The sequence below is a fragment of the Paracoccus acridae genome (assembly GCF_014642735.1).
In the GTDB taxonomy this organism is placed as follows: Bacteria; Pseudomonadota; Alphaproteobacteria; order Rhodobacterales; family Rhodobacteraceae; genus Paracoccus; species Paracoccus acridae.
This window is the reverse complement of sequence record NZ_BMIV01000002.1, coordinates 37,209-50,624: the sequence shown is the minus strand read 5'-3', so window position 1 is coordinate 50,624 and position 13,416 is coordinate 37,209. Positions and strand designations below refer to the sequence as shown.

General features: G+C 64.9%; 10 protein-coding genes. 7 read left to right on the top strand and 3 right to left on the bottom strand.

Going from position 1 to position 13,416, the window contains the following annotated elements; translation table 11 throughout:
• The first annotated feature begins 109 nt into the window (after positions 1–109).
• Both IEX25_RS03335 and IEX25_RS03330 read left to right on the top strand, forming a co-directional pair.
• Positions 110–1,111, top strand: a complete 1,002-nt coding sequence (locus IEX25_RS03335; RefSeq protein WP_188714035.1) for a TerC family protein — start codon at positions 110–112, stop codon at positions 1,109–1,111.
• A 135-nt stretch (positions 1,112–1,246) separates the two neighbouring features.
• Entirely contained in the window at positions 1,247–2,518 is a 1,272-nt protein-coding gene (locus IEX25_RS03330; RefSeq protein ID WP_188714034.1) for a hemolysin family protein, read from the top strand.
• Between the two features lie 3 nt (positions 2,519–2,521).
• Here IEX25_RS03330 and IEX25_RS03325 read toward each other — a convergent pair whose 3' ends face one another.
• The 3 genes from IEX25_RS03325 to IEX25_RS03315 form a co-directional block, all read right to left on the bottom strand.
• Positions 2,522–3,805 (bottom strand): solute carrier family 23 protein, encoded by a 1,284-nt coding sequence (locus IEX25_RS03325; protein ID WP_188714033.1) that lies wholly within the window; start codon positions 3,803–3,805, stop codon positions 2,522–2,524.
• 197 nt (positions 3,806–4,002) lie between these two features.
• Positions 4,003–4,749: a Bax inhibitor-1/YccA family protein gene (locus IEX25_RS03320; protein ID WP_188714032.1), complete on the bottom strand. Its 747-nt coding sequence runs from the start codon at positions 4,747–4,749 to the stop codon at positions 4,003–4,005.
• Positions 4,750–4,866: 117 nt separating this feature from the next.
• Positions 4,867–5,859, bottom strand: a complete 993-nt coding sequence (locus IEX25_RS03315) for an NADPH:quinone oxidoreductase family protein (RefSeq protein ID WP_229665017.1) — start codon at positions 5,857–5,859, stop codon at positions 4,867–4,869.
• 143 nt (positions 5,860–6,002) lie between these two features.
• On the opposite strand from IEX25_RS03315, the gene IEX25_RS03310 reads away from it, so the two are divergent.
• From IEX25_RS03310 to IEX25_RS03290, 5 genes are all read left to right on the top strand, one after another.
• A complete protein-coding gene (locus tag IEX25_RS03310) occupies positions 6,003–6,362 on the top strand; it encodes a helix-turn-helix domain-containing protein (RefSeq protein WP_103173300.1) in 360 nt (119 codons plus the stop codon).
• Positions 6,363–6,468: 106 nt separating this feature from the next.
• Positions 6,469–7,257 carry an inositol monophosphatase family protein gene (locus tag IEX25_RS03305; protein WP_188714309.1) on the top strand — a complete coding sequence of 263 codons (789 nt, stop codon included), beginning with the start codon at positions 6,469–6,471 and terminating at the stop codon, positions 7,255–7,257.
• Entirely contained in the window at positions 7,254–8,636 is a 1,383-nt protein-coding gene (gene mgtE / locus IEX25_RS03300) for a magnesium transporter (protein ID WP_103173299.1), read from the top strand. The genes IEX25_RS03305 and mgtE overlap by 4 nt, the downstream gene beginning before the upstream one ends.
• The gene (locus tag IEX25_RS03295; RefSeq protein ID WP_188714030.1) at positions 8,633–9,178 is read left to right on the top strand and encodes a 5-formyltetrahydrofolate cyclo-ligase; all 546 of its coding nucleotides are present in this window, start codon (positions 8,633–8,635) and stop codon (positions 9,176–9,178) included. The genes mgtE and IEX25_RS03295 overlap by 4 nt, the downstream gene beginning before the upstream one ends.
• 453 nt (positions 9,179–9,631) lie before the next feature.
• Entirely contained in the window at positions 9,632–13,219 is a 3,588-nt protein-coding gene (locus IEX25_RS03290) for a vitamin B12-dependent ribonucleotide reductase (protein ID WP_188714029.1), read from the top strand.
• Positions 13,220–13,416 lie beyond the last annotated feature (197 nt).

The window sequence follows — 13,416 nt, the reverse complement described above, 5'->3', positions numbered from 1 at the left end:
ACGGCGGAAAGGCCGTGATGTCGGACCGCATCGAGCGTGCCTCGATGCAAAGTGGCCCTGACCTGGCGAAGCCCTTGGCATCGATGCACATCAGCAACGATGAGGGCATATGGAACTTCTTCTACTCGCATTTCTGGGCAAGCCGCTGTGGATGTGGCTGCTGTTTCTGGGCGTGGTGATCGCCCTTCTGGCATTCGACCTGGGCGTCCTGCACAAGGACAGCAAGGAAATCGGCATCGCCGAAAGCCTGCGCATGTCGGCGATGTACATCGTTCTGGGCGTCGCCTTTTCCGGCTTCGTCTATTGGCAGATGGGGACCGAACCGGCGGCCCAGTACCTGACGGCCTTCGTGGTCGAAAAAACGCTGGCGATGGACAACATCTTCGTCATCGCGCTGATCTTCGGCTTCTTCGCCATTCCCCGCGAATACCAGCACCGGGTTCTGTTCTGGGGTATCCTGGGCGTTATCGTGCTGCGCGCGATCATGATCGGCCTGGGCGCGACGATCGTGGCGAACTATCAGTGGGTGCTGTATCTGTTCGCGGTCTTCCTGATCTTCACCGGCATCAAGATGATGTTCGTGAAAGAAGCGTCCCACGACCTGGAGGGCAACAGACTGGTGCGCTTCATGCGCAAGCATTTCCGCATCACCGATCAGCTTCACGGCAACAAGTTCGTCGTCAAGCAGGCCGATCCCAGGACCGGCAAGCTGGTGCGCTTTGGCACGCCGCTGCTGATGGCGCTTGTGATGATCGAGATCGCGGACCTGGTCTTCGCCGTCGATTCGGTGCCCGCCGTGTTCACGATCACGACCGACCCCTATATCGTCTATACGTCGAACATCTTCGCGATCCTTGGCCTGCGGGCGCTGTATTTCGCGCTGTCGGCGATCCTGCACCGCTTTGCCTATCTGAAATACGCGCTGTCGATCCTGCTGGTCTTCATCGGATCCAAGATCTTCATCGCCGACCTGATGGGCTGGGAAAAGTTTCCGCCGACCTGGTCGCTGGGCATCACCTTCGCGATCCTGGGCGTGGGCGTGGTCTATTCGCTGTGGAAAACCACCGGGGACAAGGCCGAACGGGCCCAATCCCACCCCGCCGGCGAATAACACCGACAATGGCAAGGCGCCCCTGGGGGCGCCTTGTTTTGCCGATTCGATCCGGCAGATCACCTTCAAGGCTTTGCACTGCCTCGCGCTTCGTGCAGATTGCGAAAAGCCCGACCTGCTGGATAAAGAGACCCGATGCTTCTGGAAATCATCATCGTCCTGCTTCTGACGATGTTCAACGGCGTTCTGGCCATGTCCGAACTGGCCATCGTATCGGCCCGGCCCGCACGGCTGAAGGTCATGGCGGCCGAAGGCAGCCGCGGCGCCGAAATCGCCCTTGATCTGGGGACCGAACCGGGCCGCTTCCTGTCCAGCGTCCAGATCGGCATCACCCTGGTGGGCGTGCTGTCGGGCGCCTTTTCCGGCGCGACGCTGGGCGCGCGCCTGTCCGCCGCGCTGATCGACAGCGGGTTGTCCCCCGCCCTGGCACAAACGCTTGGCGTGGGCGGCGTGGTGGTGCTGATCACCTATCTGTCGCTGATCGTCGGCGAACTGGTTCCCAAGCAGATCGCCCTGCGGTCGCCCGAAGGGGTGGCGGTGCGCATTTCCCCGCTGATCCTGTTCATCTCGCGCATCGCCGCGCCCATCGTCTGGATCCTCGACAAGTCCGGCAACATCGTCCTGCGGCTTCTGGGACAGTCCGGCGAATCCGAGCGCGGCATCTCGGACGAGGAAATCCGGGTGATGCTGTCCGAGGCGCGCACCGCAGGCGTGATCGAACCCGCCGAGACCGAGATGATCGCGGGCGTCATGCGCATCGCCGATCGGACCGCGCGCGGTCTGATGACACCCCGGCACGAGGTCGAATCCGTGGATGTGAACGAACCGGCCGCGGATGTGCTGCAACGGTTCCGGGACAGCCGCCGGTCGCGCCTGCTGGTGCGCGACGGTTCGGACGACGAGATCATCGGCGTCATCACCCTGCGCGACCTGATGATCGAGGATGTGACGGACCTGCGCCCCCTGGTGCAGGAGGTTCCGGTGATCCGCGAAGGCCTGCCCGCGCTGAACGTGATCGAGGAGTTGAAGGCCAGCCCTGCCCATATGCTGCTGGTCTATGATGAATACGGCCACTTCGAGGGCGTGATCACCGCCATGGACCTGCTGGAGGCGATCGCGGGCGATTTCCCCGAACCCGGCGACGACGAACCCAAGGCCACCCAGCGCGAGGATGGCAGCTGGCTGGTCGCGGGCTGGATGCCCGCCGACGAATTCGCGGAAATGATCGGCATCACCCTGCCCGAGGATCGCGGATACGAATCCGTCGCCGGCCTTGTGCTGGACCGGGCGGGCGTTCTGCCCGACGTGGGCGCGCGCGTCACCGTATCGGGCTGGCAGATCGAGGTCGTGGACCTGGACGGCCGGCGGATCGACAAGCTGCTGGTCTCGCAGCTTGCCGAGGCCTGATGGTCAGGCGCGCCGGTCGCGCCCGATCCCCAGAAGCTGATAGATCGCAAGCGCCGCAAAGGTCGACGTGCCGATCCCGCCCAGGGCAAAGCCGGCGATGTTGACGGTGAAATCGCCCGCCCCCAGGATCAGCGCCACGCCCACGGTGAACAGGTTGCGCGGGTCGGAAAAATCCACGCGGTTATCGACCCAGATGCGCGCCATGGCGCTGGCGATCAGGCCGAAGACCGACACCGCCAGCCCCGCCAGGACAGGTGCGGGGATCGTCTGCAGGATCGCCCCGAACTTGGGTGACAGGCCCAGCAGGATCGCGATGGCGGCGGCCATCGGAAAGATCAACGTGGAATAGACCTTGGTCATCGCCATGACGCCGATGTTTTCGGCATAGGTGGTGACCCCGGTCCCGCCGCCTGCCCCGGCGATCATCGTGGCAAGCCCGTCGCCCAGAAAGCCGCGCCCGATATAGCGGTCCATGTTCTGCCCGGTGATCGACCCAAGCGCCTTGATATGGCCCAGGTTCTCGGCCACCAGGACGACGGCGACGGGGGCGATCATGCTGATCGCGGTCCAGTCGAACTCTGGCGCGGTGAAATTGGGAATGCCGAACCATGCCGCCTGCCCGACCCGGCCGAAGTCGATGCCCGGCACGATGCCCGCGCCGTTGCCAAGGACCAGCACCAGCCCATAGCCGAAGGCAAGCGCGATCAGCACCGCGATGCGCCGCGTGGTCCGACCGCCATAGGCCGACACCATCGCCATGCACAGCACCGTCGCAAGCGCGATGGACAGATGCGCCATGCTGCCCTTGAGCTGCCCCACGGCCACCGGGGCCAGGTTCAGCCCGATGGACACGCCGATGGCCCCGGTCACGGCAGGCGGCATCAGCCGTTCCACCCAGCCTGTCCCGGCCGCCATCACCACCAGCCCGATCAGCGCATAGACCAGCCCCGCCGCAATGATCCCGCCCAGGGCCACGCCGATATTCGGGTTGGCCCCGCCCCCGGCAAAGCCGGTCGCGGCCATGACCACGGCGATGAAGGCGAAGGACGATCCCAGGTAACTGGGCACCCGCCCCCCGGTGATGAAGAAGAACAGCAGCGTGCCGATGCCGGAAAAGAACACCGCGACATTCGGGTCGAAGCCCATGATCAGCGGCGCCAGGATCGTCGATCCCGACATAGCCAGCAGGTGCTGCACGCTCATCGGGACGGCGGCGGCCAGTGGCAGTTTCTCATCGGGAAGAACAGTCGCGCCGGTTGCCGGGCGCCAGGTTGGAAAATAGCCCATCGTCTTCTCTTGTCATGATTCTGGCGGCGGGCTTAGCCCATCCCCGGAGGCAGGCCAATCACCTGCGCCTTGCTCCTCGGCCATATGTCGGCAATGGAACGCACCCTGCCATGACAGGTCCGGCCCTGTTGGATGCTCTCCAATGAAAAACCCCCGCCGGTCGGGCGGGGGTTGAAGCTGTCAGGCTGCCCTGCAGATCACTCGCGGTTGCCCATGAACTGCAGCAGGAACATGAACAGGTTCAGGAAGTCCAGGTACAGCTGCAAGGCACCCATGATGGCGGTCTTGCCCAGGAAGTCGCGGTCCGAACCGGCCATTTGCAGATAGGTGTTCTTGATGTTCTGCGTGTCATAGGCGGTCAGGCCCGCAAAGATCAGCACGCCCAGGACCGAGATCGCGAACTGCATCGCCGAGGATTGCAGGAAGATGTTCACGATCGAGGCCACGATCAGGCCGATCACGCCCATGATCAGGAAGCTGCCCCAGCCCGAGATGTCCTTCTTCGTGGTATAGCCCCACAGCGACAGGCCCGCGAAGGCGATGGCCGTCACCAGGAAGGTCTGCACGATCGAGGTTCCGGTGAAGACCAGGAAGATCGAGCTGATCGAGACGCCCATCAGCGCCGCGAAGCCATAGAACAGCATCGTCGCCGCCTGCACCGACAGGCGGTTGAGCGCGGCGCCGAAGGCGAAGACCACCAGCAGCGGGGCGAACATGACCACCCATTTCAGGGGCGAGGCGTAAAGCGCCGTTCCCAGCTGGGTCAGCTGTCCCGACGCGTCCACGGCGGCGGTGCTGATGCCATAGGCGGCGACGGCGGTTACACCCATGCCGACCGCCATCAGCCCATAAACCTTGTTCATATAGGCCCGCAGCCCTTCGTCGATCACCCCTTGACGGGCGCCGACGCTCTGCGTGGTGCGGTAAGTGTTGTAATCTGCCATCAATCTCTCCCTCTAGAGGCGTGCCGGCGCCTGCCGGTTTATGGGCATCATATTGGCATGATACGCCCGTGATTCAATGCCGTTAAGGGATCGGATCCCCACTGCTTTACGCAGATGTTACAAGGTCACGACGATCTTGCCCACCGACTTGCGGCTGCGCAGCAGGTCGAAGGCCTCGGCGATACGGTCCAGGGCCATGACCTGCCCCACGACCGGCGCCAGCCTGCCGTCCCGGAACATGCGGAACAGGCTTGCCATGCTGTCCGACACCGCCTGCGGATCCAGCCTGGCATAGCCGCCCCAATAGAAGCCGTGGATCGAGATGTTCTTGACCAGCGCATGGTTGAGGGGCAGGACCGGGGGCCTGCCGCCCGCAAAGCCGATCGCCAGGAAGTGCCCGCCGGGGTTCAGCGCGCGGAAGGCGGCCTCTCCGGCGCTGTCGCCCACGGCGTCATAGACGACATCGACGCCGCCCAGATCCCGCAATGCCCCTTTCAGGTCGGCGCATCCGGCGCTGTCGATCACGACATCGGCGCCCGCCGCGCGCACCGTGTCCAGCCGATCCTGCCCCCGCGCCACGCCGATGACGCGGGCGCCCATGGCCCGCCCTATCTCGACCGCCGTCAGGCCGACCCCGCCCGCCGCGCCCAGGACCGCCAGGGTCTGGCCGGCCTTCAGGTGCGCGCGGGCGGCAAGGGCCAGATGGCTGGTGCCATAGGCGATCTGGAAACCGGCCGCCTGCTCGAAGGTCATGGCGTCGGGGATGGCGGTGCAGGCGGCGGATGGGACCGCGATCGTCTGGGCCATCGTTCCCGCCGCCAGGACGGCGACACGGTCGCCGGGGCGAAAGCCGCTGCCCGGCGGGGCCGACAGGATTTCCCCCGCACCTTCCAGGCCGGGGACGAAGGGCGGCTCCTGGCGTTCCTGGTATTCTCCGCGCGCCTTCAGAAGATCGGCGAAGTTCAGCGCCGCCGCGCGCAGCCGAACCAGAACCCGGTCCGGCCCCGGTTGCGGCGCAGCCTGCCGATCGACGACCGGATCATCCCCCAGTTGTCTGACCACGGCGATTCGGATTTCGTCCAAACCGACTGTCGCGGAAGTTTTCGTCAAATCCTTCATCCTCTTATCTGGGCCGGACAACAGCGGTGGCAGACCTGTCTTTTTGGTCAGGAACGGGGCCGTTAACCAGTTTAACACTCGAAAATTGAGAAAGGTTAAGCTAGTGCTTCCTTAGATTGCATGAGGTGGTAACGATGAAACACGGTGTTGATGTTCATGTTGGCAAGCGTATCCGGCATCGTCGCTGGATGATCGGAATGACCCAACAACAACTGGCCGACAAGGTTGGTATCAAGTTCCAGCAGATCCAGAAATACGAAACCGGGATGAACCGCGTCTCGGCATCCCGGCTGTGGGATATTGCCCGCGCGGTGGACGTGCCCGTCAGCTTCTTCTTCGAAGGGCTGCACGAAGGCGATGTGCCCGAAAACATCGCGGGCGACATCCTGGCGGACAAGGAGGCGCTGCAACTGGTGCGCGCCTATTACACCATGCCGGTGGCGCAGCGCCGCCAGATCTTCGAACTGGCCCGCGTCCTGTCCGACGCCGCCTGACGCGAGGGGCGCGGGGTCAACCCGCGCCTTTGCCTGTCTGCCCCCCACTGGCAGGCCGATGCCGTTCGCGCTAGTCCTGTCGGTGGAAACCAGGCAGGAGGCAGCGATGCAGGACGCGCAGGACATCATCAATGCGGCGCATCAGATGGCCGATGCCGCGCGCGCGGCCATTTTGCCGTTCTTCCGCACGGGCCTTGCCGCCGACAACAAATGGCAGACGGGCTTCGACCCCGTGACCGAGGCCGACCGCGCGGCCGAACGTGCCATGCGCGAGGTGCTGGCCCGGCTGCGCCCCGATGACGCCATCCTGGGCGAGGAATACGGCAAGACCGAAGGCTCCAGCGGCCTGACCTGGATCCTGGATCCCATCGACGGCACCCGTGCCTTCCTGTGCGGCGCGGCCAGTTGGGGGGTGCTGATCGGCGTATCTGACGGGCAAGACATCATCTATGGCCTGATCGACCAGCCCTATACCCGCGAACGGTTCGAAGGGGGCCTGGGCCGGGCGCGGCTTGTCACGGATTCCGGCGAATATCCCCTGGCTGTCCGCAAGGTCGACCTGGCGCAGGCCACGTTGCTGACGACCTATCCCGAAGTCGGCACCCCGGCCGAGGCCGAGGCCTTTCGCCGCGTGTCCGGTCAGGTGCGTCTGACGCGCTATGGCCTCGATTGCTATGCCTATGGCCTGCTGGCCCTGGGCCAGGTGGATCTGGTGATCGAGGCGGGGCTGCAATCCTATGACATCGCCGGTCCGCTTGCGGTGGTCCAGGCAGCGGGCGGGATCGTCACCAACTGGCAGGGCGGCCCCGCGCATCAGGGGGGCCAGGTCATCGCGGCGGCCTCGGCCGAACTGCACCGGGCTGCGCTGGCCTTGCTGAACGGGGGGGCCGCATGACCGACCAGATCCCCGACCAGCAGGCCGCCGAGGACGAATTCCTGCCGCGGCAGGAACTGCTGGACCAGATCGACGACGCCGTCCAGGCGGGCGATGCGGAACGGCTGAACGTCCTGCTGGAACCGATGCACGGCGCCGACATCGCCGACATCATCGAACGCCTGCCCCCTGCAGGCCGCCGCGCCTTCCTGAGCCTTTACAGCGGCGAGATCGACGGCGAGATCCTGTCCGAGATCGACGAGGCGATCCGCGACGAGGTGATCGAGCAGTTGCCCCCCGAGGTCGTCGCCGAAGCCGTCCGCGAAATGGACAGCGACGACGTCGTGGACCTTGTCGAGGACATGGACGAGCCCGAGCGCCAGGAAATCCTGGCCGCCCTTGACGCCACCGACCGCGCCGCCGTCCAGCAGTCGCTGGCCTATCCCGAATATTCCGCCGGCCGCCTGATGCAGTCCGAGGTCGTCACCGCGCCCGAACACTGGACCGTGGGCGAGGCCGTGGCCTTCCTGCAAACCGAGGAATGGCTGCCCGAGCAGTTCTATCACATCGTCCTGGTCGATCCGCGCCGGCATCCCCTGGGCTATGTCACGCTGGGCCGCCTGCTGGCATCAAGCCACGCGACGCCCCTACGCGACATCACCGAGGACAGCTTCCGCACCATCAGCGCCTTCGCCGAGGAAGCGGACGTGGCCTATGTCTTCAACCAGTATCACTTGATTTCCGCACCCGTGGTGGACCGCGACGACCGGCTGGTGGGCATCATCACCATCGACGATGCCATGGCCGTCCTGGACGAGGAACACGAGGAAGACATTCTGCTGCTGGCAGGCGTGGGCGAGGAATCGAGCCTGACCGACAGCGTGATGCAGACCGCACGGCAGCGCGTGCCCTGGCTTGCCACCAACATCCTGACGGCGGTCGCGGCGGCATCGGTGATCGGGCTGTTCGAAAGCTCGATCGCGCAACTGGTCGCGCTGGCGGTGCTGATGCCGATCGTGGCCTCCATGGGCGGGAACGCGGGCACGCAGACGCTGACGGTGGCGGTGCGCGGGCTGGCGACCAAGGACCTGACCCGCGACAATTCGGTCCGCGTCATCCGGCGCGAGGTCGTGGTGGGCCTGTTGAACGGCGCGATCTTCGGGCTGGCCATCGGGACCGTCACCTATTTCTGGTTCGGCAACTTCGGCCTGGGCGCGGTGATCGGGCTGGCGATGATCATCAACCTGACGATCGCCGCGCTTGCGGGCATCCTGGTGCCGCTGGCGCTGGAAAAGCTGGGGGCCGACCCGGCGCTTGCCTCGCCCACCTTCGTGACCACGGTGACGGACGTGGTGGGCTTCTTCGCCTTTCTGGGCCTGGCCACGGTGATCCTGCTATGAGCGATGTCGAAAAGGCCGCCCTCCGCGCCCGCGCCCTGGCTGCCCGTGCGCAAGGCGGCGATCAGGACGCACTGGGCCGGCATCTGATCGCGGCACTGGCGCCGCATGGGGGCAAGGTTCTGTCCGGCTATTGGCCCATGCGGGACGAGGCCGACCCCCGCCCCGCCATGGAGGCCCATGACGGTCCGGTCTGCCTGCCGGTGGTTCCCGGCAAGGCCGTGCCCCTGGTCTTTCGCCAGTGGAACGGCGAGGCCCTGGTGCCCGGATCCTTCGGCACGTCGCACCCGCCTGATTCGCAACCCGTCCTGCGGCCCCAGGTGCTGATCGTGCCGCTTGCCGGGTTCGACCGGCAGGGCAACCGCATCGGCTATGGCGGCGGATACTATGACCGGACCCTGCAATTGCTGCGTGAAACGGGCAACGTGACGGCCATCGGACTGGCTTTCGCGGTCCAGGAGCTGCCCGAGATCCCGGCAGAGCCGTTCGATGAGGTGCTGGACCTGATCGTCACCGACCGCGGCGTGATCCATCCCCTGCGCTGAACATGGCCCTTTGTGGCAGATTTGCATCGGCTGTGCAAAAGGGTTGGATGACCTTGGGACAACCCTGTGGATAAGCGCGGGAATGGACCCGCCAAGTCCCTGTCCCGGCCAGCAATATCGCCTCATCCGTCCTGTTGAAGACAGCTGCGTGGCCGTTGCTGTGAGCGAATCCCGCGGCTCCGCATCAAGGGCCCAGTCAAGCCGGATCCGGCAAGTTATCCACAGATAAGATTCGTTGCATCGACGCATAAACAGGATCAATCTTGTGGCCTGCGGCGTTGGTCATACCAGATGTGGTGGAAGGTGAATCGACAATCACCAAGACCCGTCGCTTCGTGATTTCGACCGACGGGCGGTGCCGCCGCCCGGATCCATCGCCATGGCGATGGGGTGGCTGTCTGCTGCCTGGCGCAAGTCGCGGATTGGGGGACGACGATAGGAAAGGCTACGGGCATGAAGATCGAACGGCGTTTTACCACCCTCGCCGGGGGCGCTTATGGCGACATCGCCTTCACGACCACCACCAGCGAGATCCGCAATCCCGACGGCAAGATCGTCTTCCGCAACGACCAGGTGGAAATCCCCCAAGGGTGGAGCCAGGTCGCCAGCGACGTGATCGCCCAGAAATACTTCCGCAAGGCGGGCGTTCCTGCGGCGCTGAAGCGCGTCAAGGAAAAGGGCGTGCCCGAGTTCCTGTGGCGCAGCGTGGCCGATGAGGATGCGCTTGCCGCCCTGCCCGCCGACCAGCGTTACGGCGGCGAAACCAGCGCCCGGCAGGTCTTCGACCGGCTGGCCGGGGCCTGGGCCTATTGGGGTTGGAAAGGCGGGTATTTTTCCAACGAAGAAGACGCCCGCGCCTATCACGACGAGATGCGCTTCATGCTGGCCCGCCAGATGGCCGCGCCGAACAGCCCGCAATGGTTCAACACCGGGCTGCACTGGGCCTATGGGATCGACGGCCCGAGCCAAGGGCATTTCTATGTCGATCACAAGACCGGCAAGCTGGTGAAATCCGACAGCGCCTATGAACATCCCCAGCCGCATGCCTGTTTCATCCAGTCGGTCAGCGACGACTTGGTGAACGAAGGCGGCATCATGGACCTTTGGGTCCGCGAGGCGCGGCTGTTCAAATACGGATCGGGCACCGGCACCAACTTCTCATCCCTGCGCGGCGAAGGGGAACGGCTGTCGGGCGGCGGCAAGTCCTCGGGCCTGATGGGGTTCCTCAAGATCGGCGACCGGGCGGCGGGCGCGATCAAGTCGGGCGGCACCACGCGCCGCGCGGCCAAGATGGTGATCTGCGACATGGATCACCCCGATATCGAAGCCTTCATCAACTGGAAGGTTATCGAGGAACAGAAGGTCGCATCCCTTGTCGCCGGGTCCAAGGCGCATGAGGCGCGGCTGAACGACATCTTCGCAGCCATCCGCGACGGCGACGGCGAGACCGACCCGGCCCGGAACGACGCGCTGAAATCCGCGATCCGCGCCGCCAAGCGCGCGATGATCCCGGAAACCTATGTCAACCGCGTGCTGCAATACGCGCGCCAGGGCTTCGACAGCATCGAATTCCCGACCTATGACACGGACTGGGACAGTGAGGCTTATGTCAGCGTCTCGGGCCAGAACTCGAACAACTCGGTCCGGGTGACGGATGCCTTTCTGCAAGCCGTGCGCGACGACGCGCCGTGGGAGCTGATCCGCCGCACTGACGGCACGGTGGCCAAGACCGTCAGCGCGCGAGAGCTGTGGGACCAGATCGGCCATGCCGCTTGGGCCTGCGCCGATCCCGGCATCCAGTTCCACGACACGGTGAACGCCTGGCACACCTGCCCCGAGGATGGGCCGATCCGGGGCAGCAACCCGTGCAGCGAATACATGTTCCTGGACGACACGGCCTGCAACCTGGCCTCGATGAACCTGCTGACCTTCTTCGCGGATGGCCGGTTCGATGCCGACGCCTATGTCCATGCCACCCGGCTGTGGACCGTCACGCTGGAGATCAGCGTGCTGATGGCTCAATTCCCCAGCAGGGAAATCGCGCAGCGCTCCTATGACTTCCGCACGCTGGGCCTGGGCTATGCCAATATCGGCGGGCTCTTGATGAACATGGGCCTGGGTTACGACAGCGACCAGGGCCGCGCGCTGTGTGGCGCGCTGACCGCGATCATGACCGGCGTGGCCTATGCGACAAGCGCCGAGATGGCGGCGGAACTGGGCGCCTTCCCCGGATATGCGAGGAACGCCGGTCACATGCTGCGGGTGATCCGCAACCACCGCGCGGCGGCCCATGGCACCGGCGCCTATCAGGGCGTCAACGTGGCCCCGGTGGAACTGGACGGCGACAACTGCCCCGATGCCCGCCTTGTCGCCATCGCCCGCCAGGCCTGGGACGAGGCCCTGGCCTTGGGCGAGGATCACGGCTACCGCAACGCCCAGGTCACGGTGATCGCGCCGACCGGCACCATCGGCCTGGTCATGGACTGCGACACCACGGGGATCGAACCCGACTTCGCCCTGGTCAAGTTCAAGAAGCTGGCAGGCGGCGGATACTTCAAGATCATCAACCAGTCTGTTCCGGCGGCGCTGACTACGCTGGGCTATGCCCCCGCACAGATCGAGGAGATCGTGGCCCATGCCGTCGGCCATGCCACGCTTGGCAACTGCCCCGGCATCAACCACACCGCGCTTGCCGGTCACGGCTTCGGCCTGGCCGAGATCGAGAAGATCGAGGCAGCACTTGCCACGGCCTTCGACATCCGCTTCGTCTTCAACCAATGGACCCTGGGCGAGGATTTCTGCAAGGGCACGCTGGGCATCCCCGCCGACAAGCTGGCCGACCCGACCTTCGACCTGCTGCGCCACCTGGGTTTCACCCGCGCCCAGATCGACGCGGCCAACGACCATGTCTGCGGCACCATGACGCTGGAAGGCGCGCCGCATCTGAAGGCCGAACACCTGCCCGTCTTCGACTGCGCGAACGCCTGCGGCAAGACCGGCAAGCGCTACCTGTCGGTCGAAAGCCATATCCGCATGATGGCGGCGGCGCAGTCCTTCATCTCGGGCGCGATCAGCAAGACGATCAACATGCCCAACAGCGCCACCATCGCCGATGCGCTTGCCGCATACGAGCTGTCCTGGTCGCTGGGCATCAAGGCCAATGCGCTGTACCGCGACGGATCCAAGCTGTCCCAGCCCTTGGCCTCGGCCCTGGTCGAGGATAACGAGGAGGCCGAGGAGATCCTCGCCACCGGCAGCGCGCAGGAAAAGGCCGCCCTGGTGGCCGAGAAGATCGTCGAGAAGATCATCGTCAAGGAGGTCGTGCGCAGCCACCGCGAGAAACTGCCGCAGCGCCGCAAGGGATACACCCAGAAGGCGGTCGTGGGCGGGCACAAGGTCTATGTCCGCACCGGCGAATATGATGACGGCAAGCTGGGCGAGATCTTCATCGACATGCACAAGGAAGGCGCGGGCTTCCGGGCGATGATGAACAACTTCGCCATCGCCGTGTCCGTGGGCCTGCAATACGGCGTCCCGCTGGAGGAGTTCGTGGACGCCTTCACCTTCACCCGCTTCGAGCCTGCGGGCATGGTGCAGGGCAATGACAGCATCAAGAACGCGACCTCGATCCTAGATTATGTCTTCCGCGAACTGGCGGTGTCCTATCTGGACCGCACGGATCTGGCGCATGTCAAACCCGAGGGTGCCCGTTTCGACGACATGGGCGGAGGCGAGCGCGAGAACCTGAACGTCACACCAGTCAGCGAGCAGTCGGAACTGAAGTCCCTGACCATGCTGAAGCAGATCAGCAGCGCGGGATACCTGCGCAAGCGCCTGCCCCAGGATCTGATGGTCTTGCAGACCGGGGTGTCTGCCACGGCGATCATGGCGGCCGAGCCTGGCGCGATGGACCTGCGCATGAAGGCCAAGATGCAGGGCTACGAGGGCGATCCTTGCGGGGAATGCGGAAACTATACGCTGGTGCGCAACGGGACCTGCATGAAGTGCAACACCTGCGGCGGAACAAGCGGCTGTAGCTGAAAAGATCGGGTGGGGCGCGAAGTTGCAGCTTTGCGCCCCGGCCGCCCCGCACCTCATTGCACCGCTTCCCAGGAAGAAGCGGCTGTCCATGAACGGCCAACACCGTCGGGATAAGGGCGTGGCTGTTCCCGATGGGCCGGACAGGCACCCGAAGGAAAACAACAGACCGCATGGCAGTGTTCGACGAATTGTGAACT